The organism is Snodgrassella alvi (genome assembly GCF_040741455.2).
Lineage (GTDB): Bacteria > Pseudomonadota > Gammaproteobacteria > Burkholderiales > Neisseriaceae > Snodgrassella > Snodgrassella alvi_E.
Genome location: NZ_CP160328.2, coordinates 331,868 through 346,073 on the forward strand (window position 1 = coordinate 331,868; position 14,206 = coordinate 346,073).

At 42.5% G+C, this 14,206-nt stretch carries 12 protein-coding genes; 8 read left to right on the plus strand and 4 right to left on the minus strand.

Annotation, left to right across the window (positions count from 1 at the left end; translation table 11 throughout):
* Positions 1 to 11: 11 nt before the first annotated feature.
* The 4 genes from mreC to rodA are packed head-to-tail and all read left to right on the plus strand — an operon-like array spanning position 12 to position 4,546.
* Positions 12 to 902, plus strand: a complete 891-nt coding sequence (mreC, locus tag ABU615_RS01645) for a rod shape-determining protein MreC (protein ID WP_100152611.1) — start codon at positions 12 to 14, stop codon at positions 900 to 902.
* Complete coding sequence (mreD, locus tag ABU615_RS01650) at positions 895 to 1,392, plus strand: rod shape-determining protein MreD (RefSeq protein ID WP_100140624.1); 498 nt, start codon at positions 895 to 897, stop codon at positions 1,390 to 1,392. The genes mreC and mreD overlap by 8 nt, the downstream gene beginning before the upstream one ends.
* Positions 1,389 to 3,428: a penicillin-binding protein 2 gene (gene mrdA, locus ABU615_RS01655; protein WP_370389075.1), complete on the plus strand. Its 2,040-nt coding sequence runs from the start codon at positions 1,389 to 1,391 to the stop codon at positions 3,426 to 3,428. The genes mreD and mrdA overlap by 4 nt, the downstream gene beginning before the upstream one ends.
* An 11-nt stretch (positions 3,429 to 3,439) precedes the next feature.
* Entirely contained in the window at positions 3,440 to 4,546 is a 1,107-nt protein-coding gene (gene rodA, locus ABU615_RS01660; RefSeq protein WP_100140622.1) for a rod shape-determining protein RodA, read from the plus strand.
* Positions 4,547 to 4,668: 122 nt separating this feature from the next.
* On the opposite strand, the gene clpP is transcribed toward rodA, so the two are convergent.
* From clpP to ABU615_RS01680, 4 genes are all read right to left on the minus strand, one after another.
* On the minus strand, positions 4,669 to 5,280 hold the full coding sequence (gene clpP / locus ABU615_RS01665) for an ATP-dependent Clp endopeptidase proteolytic subunit ClpP (protein ID WP_267407956.1): 612 nt from the start codon (positions 5,278 to 5,280) through the stop codon (positions 4,669 to 4,671).
* An 87-nt stretch (positions 5,281 to 5,367) separates the two neighbouring features.
* A complete protein-coding gene (gene tig / locus ABU615_RS01670; protein ID WP_370389076.1) occupies positions 5,368 to 6,687 on the minus strand; it encodes a trigger factor in 1,320 nt (439 codons plus the stop codon).
* A 162-nt stretch (positions 6,688 to 6,849) separates the two neighbouring features.
* Positions 6,850 to 7,722 (minus strand): DUF1853 family protein, encoded by an 873-nt coding sequence (locus ABU615_RS01675; protein ID WP_370389077.1) that lies wholly within the window; start codon positions 7,720 to 7,722, stop codon positions 6,850 to 6,852.
* 40 nt (positions 7,723 to 7,762) lie between these two features.
* Positions 7,763 to 8,575 carry an RNA methyltransferase gene (locus ABU615_RS01680; protein WP_267407953.1) on the minus strand — a complete coding sequence of 271 codons (813 nt, stop codon included), beginning with the start codon at positions 8,573 to 8,575 and terminating at the stop codon, positions 7,763 to 7,765.
* A 244-nt stretch (positions 8,576 to 8,819) separates the two neighbouring features.
* Here ABU615_RS01680 and ABU615_RS01685 point away from each other — a divergent pair, with 244 nt between their 5' ends.
* The 4 genes from ABU615_RS01685 to mnmC all read left to right on the plus strand — a co-directional run bounded on the left by ABU615_RS01685 (position 8,820) and on the right by mnmC (position 14,115).
* Complete coding sequence (locus ABU615_RS01685) at positions 8,820 to 9,611, plus strand: inositol monophosphatase family protein (protein WP_267390364.1); 792 nt, start codon at positions 8,820 to 8,822, stop codon at positions 9,609 to 9,611.
* A gap of 84 nt (positions 9,612 to 9,695) precedes the next feature.
* Complete coding sequence (locus tag ABU615_RS01690; protein WP_370389078.1) at positions 9,696 to 10,169, plus strand: copper chaperone PCu(A)C; 474 nt, start codon at positions 9,696 to 9,698, stop codon at positions 10,167 to 10,169.
* A gap of 254 nt (positions 10,170 to 10,423) precedes the next feature.
* Positions 10,424 to 12,553, plus strand: coding sequence for an AsmA family protein (locus tag ABU615_RS01695; protein WP_370389079.1), 2,130 nt, complete (start codon positions 10,424 to 10,426; stop codon positions 12,551 to 12,553).
* Complete coding sequence (gene mnmC / locus ABU615_RS01700; protein WP_370389080.1) at positions 12,550 to 14,115, plus strand: FAD-dependent 5-carboxymethylaminomethyl-2-thiouridine(34) oxidoreductase MnmC; 1,566 nt, start codon at positions 12,550 to 12,552, stop codon at positions 14,113 to 14,115. The genes ABU615_RS01695 and mnmC overlap by 4 nt, the downstream gene beginning before the upstream one ends.
* The last annotated feature ends 91 nt before the right edge of the window (positions 14,116 to 14,206 follow it).

Genomic DNA, 14,206 nt, shown 5'->3' on the forward strand with positions numbered 1-14,206 from the left:
TGTAATTGATAATGGCAGAGCCTTCACTAAATTTTGTTCACAATGGTCTGCGCAGTACCAGTAAACTGGTTGTTCTGTCACTGGTTTCGGTAGTGTTGCTTTTGCTTGATAACCGATATGATGTGGTTAAAATAAGCCGTAATTATATTGCTACGGCTTTGTACCCGTTTCAGTGGCTAGCGATGCAGCCGGTTAACGCTGTTTCCAATGGTATGGTTTTTCTTGAGAAGCAGCAAAATCTGAGCAATGAAAACAGATTATTGAAGGCTCAGAATGCACAATTAAAATTGCAGCTCAGTCAGCACGCAGTAGAGTTAAAGTCTGTGCTTAATCTGAATCAGCTGAATCAGGTGCAAAAAGCAGCTTTGCCACAGGCGCAGGTAGCGCAGATTGTATCAAATGACAGTAATCCGCTTGCTGATAGGTTTATTATTAATAAAGGTAGCCATCATCAGATTCGCATGGGAGATGCAGTAAGTGATGAGCATGGCCTAATCGGACAGATTACTGCAGTTCAGCCTTTAAGCTCGGAGGTTATGCTGATAACCAGTACTAATGCAGTGATTCCGACTATGGTTATGCGCACTGGAGTTCGTACATTGGTTTATGGTCGCTCTGGTAGTTTGGACTTGCGTTATTTTCCGGCTAATGCCAGTTTATTACCCAATGATTTGCTAGTAACGTCTGGAATGGATAGTGTTTATCCAGCAGGTATACCAGTTGCTACCGTCACAAAAGCACAAAGTGGTAATGGTTCGCCCTATTATCGTGCTCAGATTGAGCCAGTGGCACAAATGCGTAGCAGCACATTTGTGCTGGTTATTCCCCAAAAGCATGGGCAGACAGCTCATTATTCTGCTGATGTAGCAGTGACTAACCCAACATCCGCCAATCATGACTGAAGTAGACAGCCTGCACCGCCATACCCGAAAACGGCTTATTGTTTTGAGTCTTGTGGCTGCATTATTTCTAGATTTAATTCCTATTCCCCAGCCACTAGCCGGTTGGCTGCCAGCCTGTACGGCAATGATGACTTTGTACTGGAGCTTACACCGGCCGCAGAATGTTGGTATTGGCATGGCTTTTATACTTGGTCTGATTGTGGATGTTGGTCAGGGTACACCATTTGGTCAGCATGCACTTGCTTTGATTGCTGCGGTGTATGTAATTGAGCAAAACCGGCACCAGATGCTTGGTTACTCATATGGGTTTCAGGCACTAACCATTTTTGGTAGCTTGATGCTGATGACACTAATTTTAGTAATTGTTCATTTTTTTTCTACGCATCAGTTCACAGGCTGGAATCTTTTTGTTTCACCCTTTATCAGTGCTTTGCTCTGGCCTCTGTTATCTAAATTCATGCTTTATCTCGCCTACTCTAGACGTCTATGAAAGCACTGCAATTTCGAACCAAAAAAAAACGTCCGTCCAAACCGGCTCAGTATGGTGATCTGGGATTACGGATTGCAGTAGCATTTATATTAATTATTGTTTGTTTTTGCCTGTTGATTGCACGCTTTGTTTATTTACAGGTTATCAAATATGATGATTATGTTATAGCGGCTACCAATAATCGTATTTCTCTGATTCCTACGCCACCGGTACGCGGTGAAATTGTAGACGTTAATGGTGTAGTGCTAGCCCATAATTATCCCGCATATTCGCTGGAGATTATCCCTAATCAGGTGCCGGGAAAAATTGATGATACTATTAATGCTTTACGCGCTTATGTAGACATCACACCCAGTGATTTGAAACGTTTTGCTAAATTTCGCGCTGATTACCGGTCTTACGATAAAGTCCCTTTAAAACTGAAGCTCACCATGGAAGAAGCCAGCCGCCTTGCAGCTGAACTATATCGGTTTCCGGGTGTGGAAATAAATGCCCGGACTTTTCGGGATTACCCGTATGGTGAGTTACTGGCACATATTGTTGGTTATATCGGCCGTATTAGTGACCGTGATATGGCGGCGCTGGATAAGGCTAATCTTACTAACCTCTACCGTGGTAGCACACATATCGGCAAAATGGGGCTGGAAGAATATTATGAGCGCCAGCTGCACGGTGTGCCTGGATATCGTGAAGTTGAAAAAGATGCTCAGGGTCATATTGTTCGGACAATAAAAACCGTACCAGCCATTCCAGGGCAAACGTTGAGGCTAGGACTGGATATCCGTGTACAGCAGGAAGCCGACCGGCTGATGAGCAATAAACGTGGTGCGTTGGTGGCGATAAATCCGCAGACCGGAGCCATTCTAGCAATGGTATCCAAACCAAGCTACAACCCTAATTTGTTTATTGATGGAATAGACACGGAAACCTGGAAAAGTTTGAATGAAGATTGGCGCCATCCATTATTGAACCGAGCTACACAAGGGATGTATCCACCCGGTTCTACTTTCAAACCCTTTTTGGCTATGGCTGCACTTGAAAGTGGCAAACTAAATCAGAACACCGTCTTGCCTGCTCCAGGTGTATGGAGTATTCCTGGCTCTACGCATCAGTTTCGAGATGCGGCACGAGGTGGACATGGTTCTGCTAATCTGAGTAAGGCTATTCAGGTATCATCGGATACATTCTTTTACCGGCTGGGCTACGAAATGGGTGTTGACCGTATGTCGCCCTATCTGGCCGAATTTAATCTTGGTAAACAGACCGGTATTGATATTAATCATGAATATGCAGGTGTGTTGCCAACTCGTGCATGGAAAGAGAAAAGATTTGCTCGTTATAAGCCACAGGCACGGGTGTGGCAACCGGCCGATAGTGTCAGTATGGCCATTGGACAGGGTTACAATGCGTATACACCATTACAAATGGCTTTTGCTACTGCTATTTTGAGTAATGATGGCATTGTTTATCGTCCTCATCTGGTACAGGCTTTACTCGATCATAATTCCCAAAAAATGACCTTGATTGATCCTCAGCCTGTCAGAACTGTGCCATTTAAACGCAGCAATTTTGAATATGTGAAGGACGCAATGCAAAAAGTATTGAGGCCGGGGGGGACTGCTGCTGCAATCGGCTCTGGTCTGGGTTATACCATGGGAGGTAAAACGGGGACGGCACAAGTGGTACAGATTAAGCAAGGTGCTCGTTATAATGCTGCAGCACTAAAAATGCAGTTACGTGACCATGCTTGGTTTATTGCTTTTGCGCCGGCTGACAAACCTCAGATAGCTATAGCTGTAATTCTTGAAAATAATGGCTGGGGAGCTACGGCTGCACCATTGGCTCGACAGCTGGCCGATTTTTATCTGTTGAAACTCAAAAATCTTCCTAGCGCAGGTGTGGCCAGTAATGCTTCTGATTTGCCGGTAAATGATTTATCCAATAATGCCATGATGGATGCGCAACAGCATGATGAGCATAATCAGGCTGCTCTGCCACCATTACTGCGTGCCTATCATCCACAGTCAGGCTTGTGAGATAAATAAATATGATTAATGAGAAGCAATGGTTGAAACGTATCTGGTATAAGCTCTGGGCACCGATGGATGTATGGCTGTTTTATGCTATGTTGATAATCTATGTTATGAGTTTATTTCTACTTTACTCGGCAGATGGACAAGATTTTGGCCAGCTGGAAAATAAAACCCTGCATACTATTCTTAGTTTTATTTTATTATGGCTGATTGCACGAACTCCACCGCAGATATTAAGTAATTTTGCGTTACCCCTTTATGGTTTAGGTATATTACTTTTGGTCGGTGTGCATTTTGCTGGTATCACAGTAAATGGTTCTACTCGCTGGCTAAATATTGGGATAGGACGAATCCAGCCCTCAGAAATCATGAAAATTGCTGTACCAATGCTGATTGCATGGTATTTCCAGAAAAATGAAAGTAATATTCGCTGGTATCACTATATTATTGCCTTTGTGCTGATATTTATCCCTGTAGCACTGATTTTGAAACAGCCTGATTTAGGTACTGCCACTTTGATTATGGCCTCCGGCTTGTTTGTTATATTTTTTGCTGGTTTACCGTGGAAAGTTATTATTACTGCGATTATCGGGTTTGTGGCTATGCTGCCTATAATTTGGAATTATGGGATGCATGATTATCAGCGTATGAGGGTTCTGACTTTGCTTGACCCTACTAAAGATCGTCTTGGTGCTGGTTATCATATCCTGCAATCGATGACGGCTATTGGATCAGGAGGAATCTGGGGAAAAGGTTGGCTCGAAGGAACTCAGACACATCTTGATTATATTCCTGAATCCACTACTGACTTTATTTTTGCAGTTTTTGGAGAAGAGTTTGGTCTGATTGGCAATATTCTGCTAGTGAGTGTATATACATTTATTTTGGTGCGCGGTTTATATATTACGCTTAAAGCACCTACTTTGTATTGCCGTACTTTAGCTGGTGCACTGACTATGACATTATTTTGCTATGCATTCGTTAATATGGGCATGGTTAGTGGTATTCTGCCAGTGGTGGGAGTGCCTTTGCCATTGGTAAGCTATGGTGGTACTGCTACTTTATCAGTAATGGTGATACTGGCGATGCTAATGGGTATTAGTAATCAACGTAAAAGCTGACTTCAGCTCGAATAATTTATACTGATAGGTATTGTGAAAAAATATAAAATCGAAACCAATTTTTGGTTTCGATTTTATATTGATTTAAAGCTTGCTCTTAGTTAATTAAGCATCAGGAATGTTTATTTGGGGCGATGAACCAGTACTTCATCAATTAATCCGTATTTCTGTGCTTCTTCTGCTGACATAAAATTATCACGGTCTGTATCTTTTTCAATTTGTGCCAGTTTTTGGCCAGTATGATGAGCCAAATGTTCGTTTAACTGTTTTTTCAGTTTGAGTAATTCACGCGCATGAATTTCGATATCAGATGCTTGTCCACCTAAGCCGCCGCTGATGAGAGGTTGGTGAATCATTACACGGCTGTTTGGCAATGCGAAGCGTTTACCTTTAGCTCCGGCAGATAAAAGGAATGCCCCCATACTTGCAGCCTGACCCAGGCATAATGTAGCTACATCTGGTTTAATAAAATTCATGGTATCAAAAATAGACATGCCGGCAGTGACAGACCCACCCGGTGAATTAATATAGAGAGAAATATCTTTATCGGGATTTTCGCTTTCCAAAAATAATAACTGCGCTACAATCAGATTGGCAGTTTCGTCTGTAACAGGCCCTACCATGAATACAATCCGCTCTTTAAGTAAACGTGAGTAGATATCGTATGCACGTTCACCACGGCCGCTTTGTTCGACCACCATGGGTACGAGACCAAGATTCTGTATATGTGACATGTTTTTTTCCTCAATAGAAATAAAAGCACCCAAGCAGCTTCTCAACTACTTTGGTGCTTTTGGTCATTTATTCAATGTTTGCTATGTTTAGGCCTTTGCCTGCTGTCCCATTACTTCATCAAAAGTAAGCACTTTATCGCTGACTTTGGCTTTACTGAGGACATAGTCTACAACATTTTGTTCGATAGCCAGAGAAGTTGGCACTTGCAGATTTTTTTTGTCGCTATAGTACCAATCAATAACTTCCTGTGGATCTTCATAGCTGTCGGCGAACTCATTGATAACTTTACGTACCTGTTCTTCGCTTGGCTCCAGTTTTTCTTCGCGTATCAATTCGCCCATAATCAGGCTAATGGCTACTCGGCGACTAGCTTGTTCATTAAACATGTCAAGCGGCAAGTCCAAATCTTTTTGATCCATACCCTGCGCGGCAAAATTTTCTTTCATGCGTGCTGCCATGCTTTTAGCTTCTTCGGTAATCATAGAAGTAGGTACTTCAATAGGTGTAGAGGCCAGCAAAGCGTTAATAGCACTATCTTTTGTCATTTCACTGACGCGACGGTTTACTTCTCGGCTGACATTTTTTTTGATTTCAGCACGCATTTTTTCTACGTCGCCGTTTTCAATGCCCAGTGATTTGGCAAATTCTTCATTTACTTCCGGCAGAACAGCTTCAGAAACATTTTTTAGAGTAATGGTAAAAATAGCTGTTTTACCAGCGAGCTCTTTGCTCTGGTAATCTTCTGGAAAGGTAACTGATACTTCTTTTACATCACCTTCTTTCATACCGGCAATACCTGTTTCGAAGTCAGGCAGCATCTGGCCTTTCCCTAGTAAGAACGGATAGTTTTCAGCAGATCCTCCAGCAAAAGCCTCTCCATCAATTTTGCCGGCAAAATCAATGATTACCCGGTCTCCAATTTGTGCTTCCCGTTCTACGTGATTAAAACGGGTACGCTGCTGGCGCAAGATGTCAATTGTTTTATCGATTTCTGTATCACCGATTTCAGTACTGAATTTGGTGACTTCCTGAGAAGTTAAATCGCCGATTTTGATTTCTGGAAATTCTTCATACACTACAGCAATTTTGTAAAATTTTTCATCGTCCTGATCTTCATCTTCCAAAGCGGTGAGGCTTTTCAGGCCTGCTACTTTGAGTTTTTCAGCTACAATGAGGTCTTCGAAAGCTTTATGGGTCATTTCGTTCAGCACTTCATCGCGAATGCCATAGCCATACATGGAATCAATGATTCGCAGTGGTGCTTTACCAGGGCGAAAGCCATCAACGCGAGCACGTTTCTGTGCCACTTTCATTCGTGCATTAACTTTTGCCCGGATGTCTTCCCAGTTCAGAGCCAAAATAATTTTACGCTCTAAATTATCTAATTTTTCTACTGTTACGCTCATCGTTAACCCTTAGATGTCAGTTAATCTGATTTGTTTGATTTGTCTTCAGGCACTGCCTGGGCTGTCAGTACCCAGCATTTTTTCATGCAGACAAAATTAAATCGCAAGTTTACCATAAGCCTTTATAAAAGCCTATGTAATGTCCGAGACACTTGCAGTAATTTATGGTTGCACAGGATTTTTGTCTTTTTTCATGATTCTTTCTGTTTCGTGCCAGTAACCATCTTCATGCTTTTGTACTATTGCTATGATACCCTGCTTTATTTGTTTAATCTGATCAAAATTCACGATTGCATTGCTGCTAAGGCGTGCTGGTGATAGTAAAGATAAATGATCGAGAAGATAAAAGCGAGAGTCTTCCGGAGCTTCCAAAACAGACCAGTCTTCGATGTATCGCCCCTGCCAGCATAAAGGATTTATTGGTGTTTGAAAATGTGTGTTGCCCGTAGGGGTAAAGAGCATGCCTCGGATTATACTGGCTTGCCGGAGCTCTTCTGGTTGCACAGATAACTTTGCCAGCGATTTTTTGGCTTCTAGACTTGTGCTCAATGCTAGCTGCTGTATGATTTTATCCCTTTTGTTTTTCAGCAGATCTGACTGATTCAGGCCAATAAAGCTTTCCAGTTCATTTGAATAACTACCATAATATTTACACGCCAATTCCAGATGATATTTCTGATTATTCAGCTGTACGATGAAATCCATGGCTCCCGCTGTACGCTGCTTATCCATCACTGTCAGATTATGGGCAATGAGCTGGCTATGAGGGGCATTTAAAAACCAGTATTGCAATAATTTTTCTGCGTATATACCCAGATGGGATTGGTAACCACTGTGTCTTTTCAGGAATAAATATAAATCCTCAGGATGTTTATCAAGAGCGAGTAAAAACCGAAAGCCATCATCCCCAAGTAATTGGGAAATAGGCAATTCTACGGTAGAAATCCATGGTGAGGGAGCGGTTAGTAAACTAGCCAAATCGCGTACAATGGTTTTTTTTAACCGCCACCAGATGGGATCAGAAGCATAATTCATGAGTAGTGCTTTCTCCTTTATAAACATGATTTATTGAAAGTTAATCTTGCTTTTTCTGAATTTGCTGGTTAATGGTGTTATAAAAGCCACGTAAGATGTCAATATCTTCGGTACTGAGTTGCGCTCGGTCAAACATGGCAGCCATACGGCGCATTAACCTTGTTTCATTACGCCGGTTAAAGAATCCGGCTTTATCCATTACCTGACGTAGATGTGCCACCATATCATGTGTTTGTTGATGTGTGGCCAGATTTTTTGGCTGTATCAAATGGGCCATACTGCTGTTTACGTGGCTGAATAATTCATAACAGATTACCTGTACGGCTTGAGCTAGATTTAATGAAAAATATTCAGGATTACCGTTGATGGTAATTAGGCGATTGCAGCTTTGTACTTCTTCAATACTTAGTCCATAAGTTTCATTACCGAATACTAATGCAATTTTCTGCCCAGCTCTGGCTGTATCCAGTAATGAAGGCATGATTTCGCGTGGTGTGTACAAAGGAGCTGTCAGCTCACGCCGCCGGCTGGTAAGGGCACAAGATAATGTGGTATCAGCCAGAGCTTCATTAAGTGTGGCTACTACGTGTGCGCGTTCCAGCACATCTTTTGCTCCAGATGCAAGAATAAAGCTTTCTTCCGGTAAAGCAAATGTGTCTGGATTGGTACTGTCGAATACTGGGGGCTGCGTTGTCATGGGGGTTTGCATCAGATTTGGTGCGACCAGTGTCAGGTTGGTGAGACCCATGGTTTTCATGGCACGTGCTGCGGAACCAATATTTGCCGGATGGCTGGTACGTGTGAGTACTACAAGTATGTTACTTAAAAAATCGGGAAGTACGGGTTTGTTCATGTTTAATATTAAATCTGGGGAAGAGCTCAGAAATAGCAGAATGCTGATATATTCAGCATATTATAGCAAAATGAGTTTATATATTCTGTATATGAAAGTAACCGGTTTTGGAAAAAGCAATTTTGCCGTATAATTAATCTCTCTATTCCATTGCCGCTATGTTGTTTTAATGCGGCATTTGTTCTTTAAAACACGTCTTTTCTATCTGTTTGAAGCTTTTATCAGCCATATCACGAGAATGAGCATGAATCCTATTTTGACTACTGCCTGGAAAGCAGCGCGTAAAGCCGGCCAGATGATGCATCGCGCCAGCAGCAATTTAAATAATATTAAAATTGACAATAAAGCTGCTAACGATTTTGTTTCTGATGTTGATCGTGAGGCGGAACGAATTATTGTTAGTACTATTCAGGAAGTATATCCCCAGCATGCTATTCTGAGTGAAGAAGCCGGCCAGCTGGGAAATATTCATGCTGAGTATCAGTGGATTATTGATCCTCTGGATGGAACTACGAATTATTTGCATGGACATAAGCAATATGCTATTTCCATGGCGCTATTGCACAAGGGAACATTGGCCGAAGCACTGGTTTATGCTCCAGAGCACAATGATCTATATGTTGCCAGCCGTGGGCAAGGTGCGCTACTAAATGACAAACGTATTAGAGTAAGTGGTCGTATTGACTTGCTGCGCAGTCTGATTGCTACCGGATTTCCGGTGGTTGATCAGAGTATGATGAATACTTACCTAGCCATTTTAAAAGATGTGCTGGCTAAAACAGCCGGTGCACGCCGTGAAGGTTCGGCCGCATTGGATTTATGTAATGTAGCCTGTGGCCGTGTGGATGGTTTTTTTGAATTTAATCTTAAACCTTGGGATGTTGCCGGCGGTGCTCTGATTGTTCAGGAAGCTGGTGGGATTGTTACCGATATGCAAGGTGAGCAGGCATGGCTGGACAGTGGTGATATTGTAGCTGCCAATCCGAAAATTCTGGCTCAATTATTGCAGATTTTTGCACCTCATTTAGCGGTATAATGTAAGTAAGTTGTGATGGTTTAGGCTAATTCTGGTTAAATCATCACAAACAAAATTACTGTGAAATTTGCTGAAGGCGATAACATGAAAAAACTACTGTTTACTGCATTATTAGCTTCTTATGCTAGCCTGCTGATGGCTAAGGGCATTGAAGCAAATAATGCTTGGGTTCGTTTTAGTGTGCCCGGCATGTCGTCCAGTGGTGTATTTATGGATCTGGATAATCAATCCGGCAGGGATGATATATTGCTTAGCGCTTCGACACCGGTGGCGATGTCTGCTGAAGTGCATGAAACGGTAGAATCTGACGGTGTGATGAAAATGCGTTCTTTGCCCAAAGGTTTGCCTTTACCTGCCGGTAAAGTGACTCATTTACAGCCAGGAAAAATGCATATTATGCTGATGGGTTTAAAAAAACCATTGGCTAAAGATACTACTATTCCAGTGCGATTGACTTTCCGTCATGCACGCCCCCTTGTTCTAAAGGTGCCTGTTGCTATAGGACCCGCTTCTGCTGATATAAGCCAGACTGAAAATTCTCATCATATGCATCATTAAAATAATCTGTGTCTTAAATTAAATGACGGGCAAGTAAATTTTAAACAGAATTAATTTATTAACTCTGTTTTCAGATGCGGACTGATATAAGTATTTTTATATGGACTTAATCCACGCTTTTGTAAGGCTTGGATTGTTTTCTATTGTAACGGTTATTTCAGAATGGATTTGTTTTGAAGCCGACAAATCCATATTCTGAAACAATTTTAAATTAATTTTTTATGATTTCATTATTGCATTCAGGCAAATTTTGGTTGAAATTGCTGGTTTTTGGCTGCCTGAGCATATTTTTGCTATTGGCCATTGATATGGCTGTGTTGCATTATTTGTTTAATGCTAAAGAAATTAATAAACGTGCTAATGAGTTTGTGGCCGATAGTGGCAGACAAGTTTTTTTTGATGCAGATATCAGCCGTTCTATGTTTCCGCGCCCTACTGTGACATTACATCAGGTGCAGGTTAAAAATGTTGCCACTAAAAAAAATGACATTAATGTAGGCGAGATGAAAATCGGCTTGGGCTGGCAAAGTTTCTTTGGCCGCATGACAATTGAAAAGTTGCAGCTTAACGATGCAAGTATCAATCTGGTACGCGGTAGTAACGGCCAGTGGAATCTGGCTGATTTATGGCAGAAAGCATATTCGGGTAAACGTTTACATATAAACCGGCTGATACTGGAAAACGCTAAATTTAATATTCAAGACGATCAGAACTTACAGTATATTAAGCAGATGAATCTTCAATGGCGTAATCTTGGCAGCTCCAGTGCACTGCAACTGGAGGGAATTTTAGGAGGCCAAGATATGCAAACTCTGCATTGCAAGCTCAATGCTGTTTATCATCCTGATGCTGTGATGCAGTGGAAAGATGTTAATCTGGAAATAGATACGAAAGTCTCTGTTTTGGGTGAGAGTAACGGCCAGTGGCATTTTGATGCACGCTGGTTGCCACAGCAGCAGTTATTGCAGACAGCTGCTGTGCAATGGCAGTGGCATAGTCAGCGTAATCAGTTGCATGTGACCGGCAATGGGCAAAACTGGCAAGTAGGCTGGGCTAAACTGTTTTTACCACAATTAAATGGTGTTGCTACAGCTCAGATTGGTGATAATGCGATTAATGCCACGGTGTCTGCCACCAATACCAGCTGGTTGCAGAATCACTGGTTTTTACCTCAGTTTCAGATTGACAGCGGTTGGCAAAGCCATTTATTTCAGACCGCGCTTACTGTCAGCGGTCAGCTATCATGGTTGGATATGCGCCACTGGAAAATTGACAATTTTTCGGTGAATAGCCACCAGGATACTGTCAATGCCCTACCCAACTCCCGTTTCATCAGTGATTTATCTGGCAGTGTTCAGGGCGACGATGCCGGCAACGGTCAGCTTAATCTGCAAGGCCAGTTTGATAATCAGCCTGTCAGCATTTCTCTTGACTATCAACATGATAAACAGCAAGCAAAAATAAACGGAAGCATTCATCTGGCACAGTTAAATTTACGCCCTTATGCAGATAACAGTACTAGTTTGCTCCCGCCAGACTGGCAACAGTTATGGTATCGCTGGTTTAGGAAACGGTCGCTTACGGCACAACTATCCATTGATTCTCTGCTCACACCAACGGTAGTTGTGAATCAGTTTAAAACTCAGTTGTCTCTAAATGCACGTACATTGAATTTGGACCCTATCAGTTTAAATATGTATGGTGGCAATACTGATGGATTGTTGCAGGTGACTAATTCTAATCCTTTAAGCTGGAAAGCACGGCAACATGCACGTGGTGTGCAAATGAAATCATTTTTACAAGATACATTTGGTTTGCATAATCTTGATGGTGAAGGCGATGCAGACTTTGATTTCCATGGAACAGGTGTCAACCGTCAGCAATGGCTTTCCAGTCTTTCGGGTCAGGCGGATATCCATATTCGTCAAGGTGTGTGGAACGGTATTGATATTAATAATATTCTGCAAAATAGTGACAGTCAGACAACTGTAGCTTACAACGAAACTAGCCAAACGCCTTTTCGCTATATTCGCTTGCAGATTCCATTGAGTAATGGAAATACCAGAAGTAGCCGTATGGAACTACATGCTGATAATTTTGATATCAAGGGTACTGGTGATGTGAAGTGGTTACAACAACAGATGGATTATAATGTTCTGATTGCCACTCGACGAGCACAACAACAGACTTTACTGCCGTTACGGATTAACGGTACGTTTACTAGACCCTCATTCTCCATAGATTATCAAAAACTTACTGCTGGTTTACATACTTCTCAGCAAAAGCAGAATAGTCTGCGGCAGACGTTGCAACAGCAATGGCTCTGGCTAAATCAGGGTAGCGGTGCATCAGCAGAGCATCATGAAACTGTACGGCTGCCATGAGTGTTTATGTCTTCCATAATTGGCCACAGCCAGATGAGCTGGCTCAGCAGTTGGGAAATGATGAGCAGGCTGAGGTTGTGGTTGTAGCCGAAAGCTGGCCGAAGACATTATTGGCTACCTCAGCCGCTGGGCAAGCGATAGTGAGGTTTTGGACTCAGGCAAGATTATTCTGGCAACACCAACCGATATTCAGCTACCCATTTCGAGCGGCAGGTAAATTCCTTCTGATTCGGCCTCAAGAATATAAGCACTGGGTGCAGTTTTACTCGGGTTTTTCACATGATAAGGCTGATATTGGAGTTAGTGGTTTTAAACCTTGGCTAACATTACCTCCCACTCTAGCAGTTAAATCTGTAGTGGTAATCGGTGCTGGTATTTCTGGAGCAGCCACTGCTTTTGCTCTTGCCAAACGTGGGATTGCGGTCACAGTAATTGAACAACATACCATCGCCAGTGCTGCCTCTGGCAACCATCTCGGGCTGTTGTATGCCAAAATTTCTCCTAATTATACTGTGCAGACAGAACTGTTGCTGGCAGGCTATGGATTTAGCCGTAGCCTGCTTCAAAATAGTTTGCCAGTGGGTCAAGGCTGGCTAGACTGTGGTGTACTCCATTTGAATTACAATGATGCCGAAAAAAATCGCAATGGATTATTAGCTTCGCAAAACCCTGATAATGCTTTGTTTCGATCTATCACGCAGGCTCAGGCTGGTGATATTGCCGGTATGAAATTATCTTCAGGGGGATTATGGTGGCCATTTGGTGCAGCCATCAATCCTTATAGCTGGGTTGATGCTTTGCTTAGACAACCTATTATTGAGTTGTTGACTGCAACTAAAGTTACAAGTGTTGCGTATCAGAATAATGGCTGGCAAATTGTTTGTCAGAATATGAATAGATCATTCACTTTAGAAGCATCCCATGTCGTTATCTGTGCCGGAGCGGACAGTGATACGCTCTTTCCAGTTGCTGGCTGGCCATTGCATAAAATCAGAGGACAAACTACCACAGCTTGTTTTAGAACTGATGTTATAAAGCCAAGCTGTGCACTAAGCGGAAATAGCTATATTACCCCCGCATGGCAGGATAAACTTTGTTTTGGTGCCACTTTTCATCCGAACAATACCGATAACAGCCTAAATAAAGAGGATGAAAATGTTAACTGGCAGCAATTGCGCCGCTGGCTACCACATCTCGCAGCAAATCTGAATCCGAATGCAAAACCGCAGGGACATGCGGCTATACGCTGTGATGCATTTGATCATTTACCTTTGGCCGGGCCTGTGGGCAATGCAGAGGCGATGCTGCAACAGTATGCCCGCTTGCGTTTGGACAAAAATTATCGGCTTAATCAACCTTGTCCATGGCAGCCAGGTATGTTTATTAATACAGCTCATGGCAGCCGAGGTTTGCTGACAGCGCCTTTATGTGCCGAAGCAATTGCTGCTGCCATACTGGGTTTGCCCTCTCCTTTATCTGTGCGGCTGCAACAAGCTTTGCATCCCAACCGCTTGCCCATTAGAGCGCTAACACATCATTTATCATTTCCTTTGACTGCTTAAAATTTCTCATTTTGCTAAAACTTTATAGTATAGGTATGATGAATGTAATGTTATACTATAACATTAAATTGTCATTGGGCTGATCCGGTAG

Excerpts from the sequence above, each read along its gene's own strand:
- clpP (WP_267407956.1), bottom strand. The coding sequence starts at position 5,280 with ATGTCACATATACAGAATCTTGGTCTCGTACCCATGGTGGTCGAACAA.
- mreC (WP_100152611.1), top strand. The coding sequence starts at position 12 with ATGGCAGAGCCTTCACTAAATTTTGTTCACAATGGTCTGCGCAGTACC.
- mreD (WP_100140624.1), top strand. The coding sequence starts at position 895 with ATGACTGAAGTAGACAGCCTGCACCGCCATACCCGAAAACGGCTTATT.
- mrdA (WP_370389075.1), top strand. The coding sequence starts at position 1,389 with ATGAAAGCACTGCAATTTCGAACCAAAAAAAAACGTCCGTCCAAACCG.
- rodA (WP_100140622.1), top strand. The coding sequence starts at position 3,440 with ATGATTAATGAGAAGCAATGGTTGAAACGTATCTGGTATAAGCTCTGG.
- ABU615_RS01685 (WP_267390364.1), top strand. The coding sequence starts at position 8,820 with ATGAATCCTATTTTGACTACTGCCTGGAAAGCAGCGCGTAAAGCCGGC.
- mnmC (WP_370389080.1), top strand. The coding sequence starts at position 12,550 with ATGAGTGTTTATGTCTTCCATAATTGGCCACAGCCAGATGAGCTGGCT.
- tig (WP_370389076.1), bottom strand. The coding sequence starts at position 6,687 with ATGAGCGTAACAGTAGAAAAATTAGATAATTTAGAGCGTAAAATTATT.
- ABU615_RS01680 (WP_267407953.1), bottom strand. The coding sequence starts at position 8,575 with ATGAACAAACCCGTACTTCCCGATTTTTTAAGTAACATACTTGTAGTA.
- ABU615_RS01690 (WP_370389078.1), top strand. The coding sequence starts at position 9,696 with ATGAAAAAACTACTGTTTACTGCATTATTAGCTTCTTATGCTAGCCTG.
- ABU615_RS01675 (WP_370389077.1), bottom strand. The coding sequence starts at position 7,722 with ATGAATTATGCTTCTGATCCCATCTGGTGGCGGTTAAAAAAAACCATT.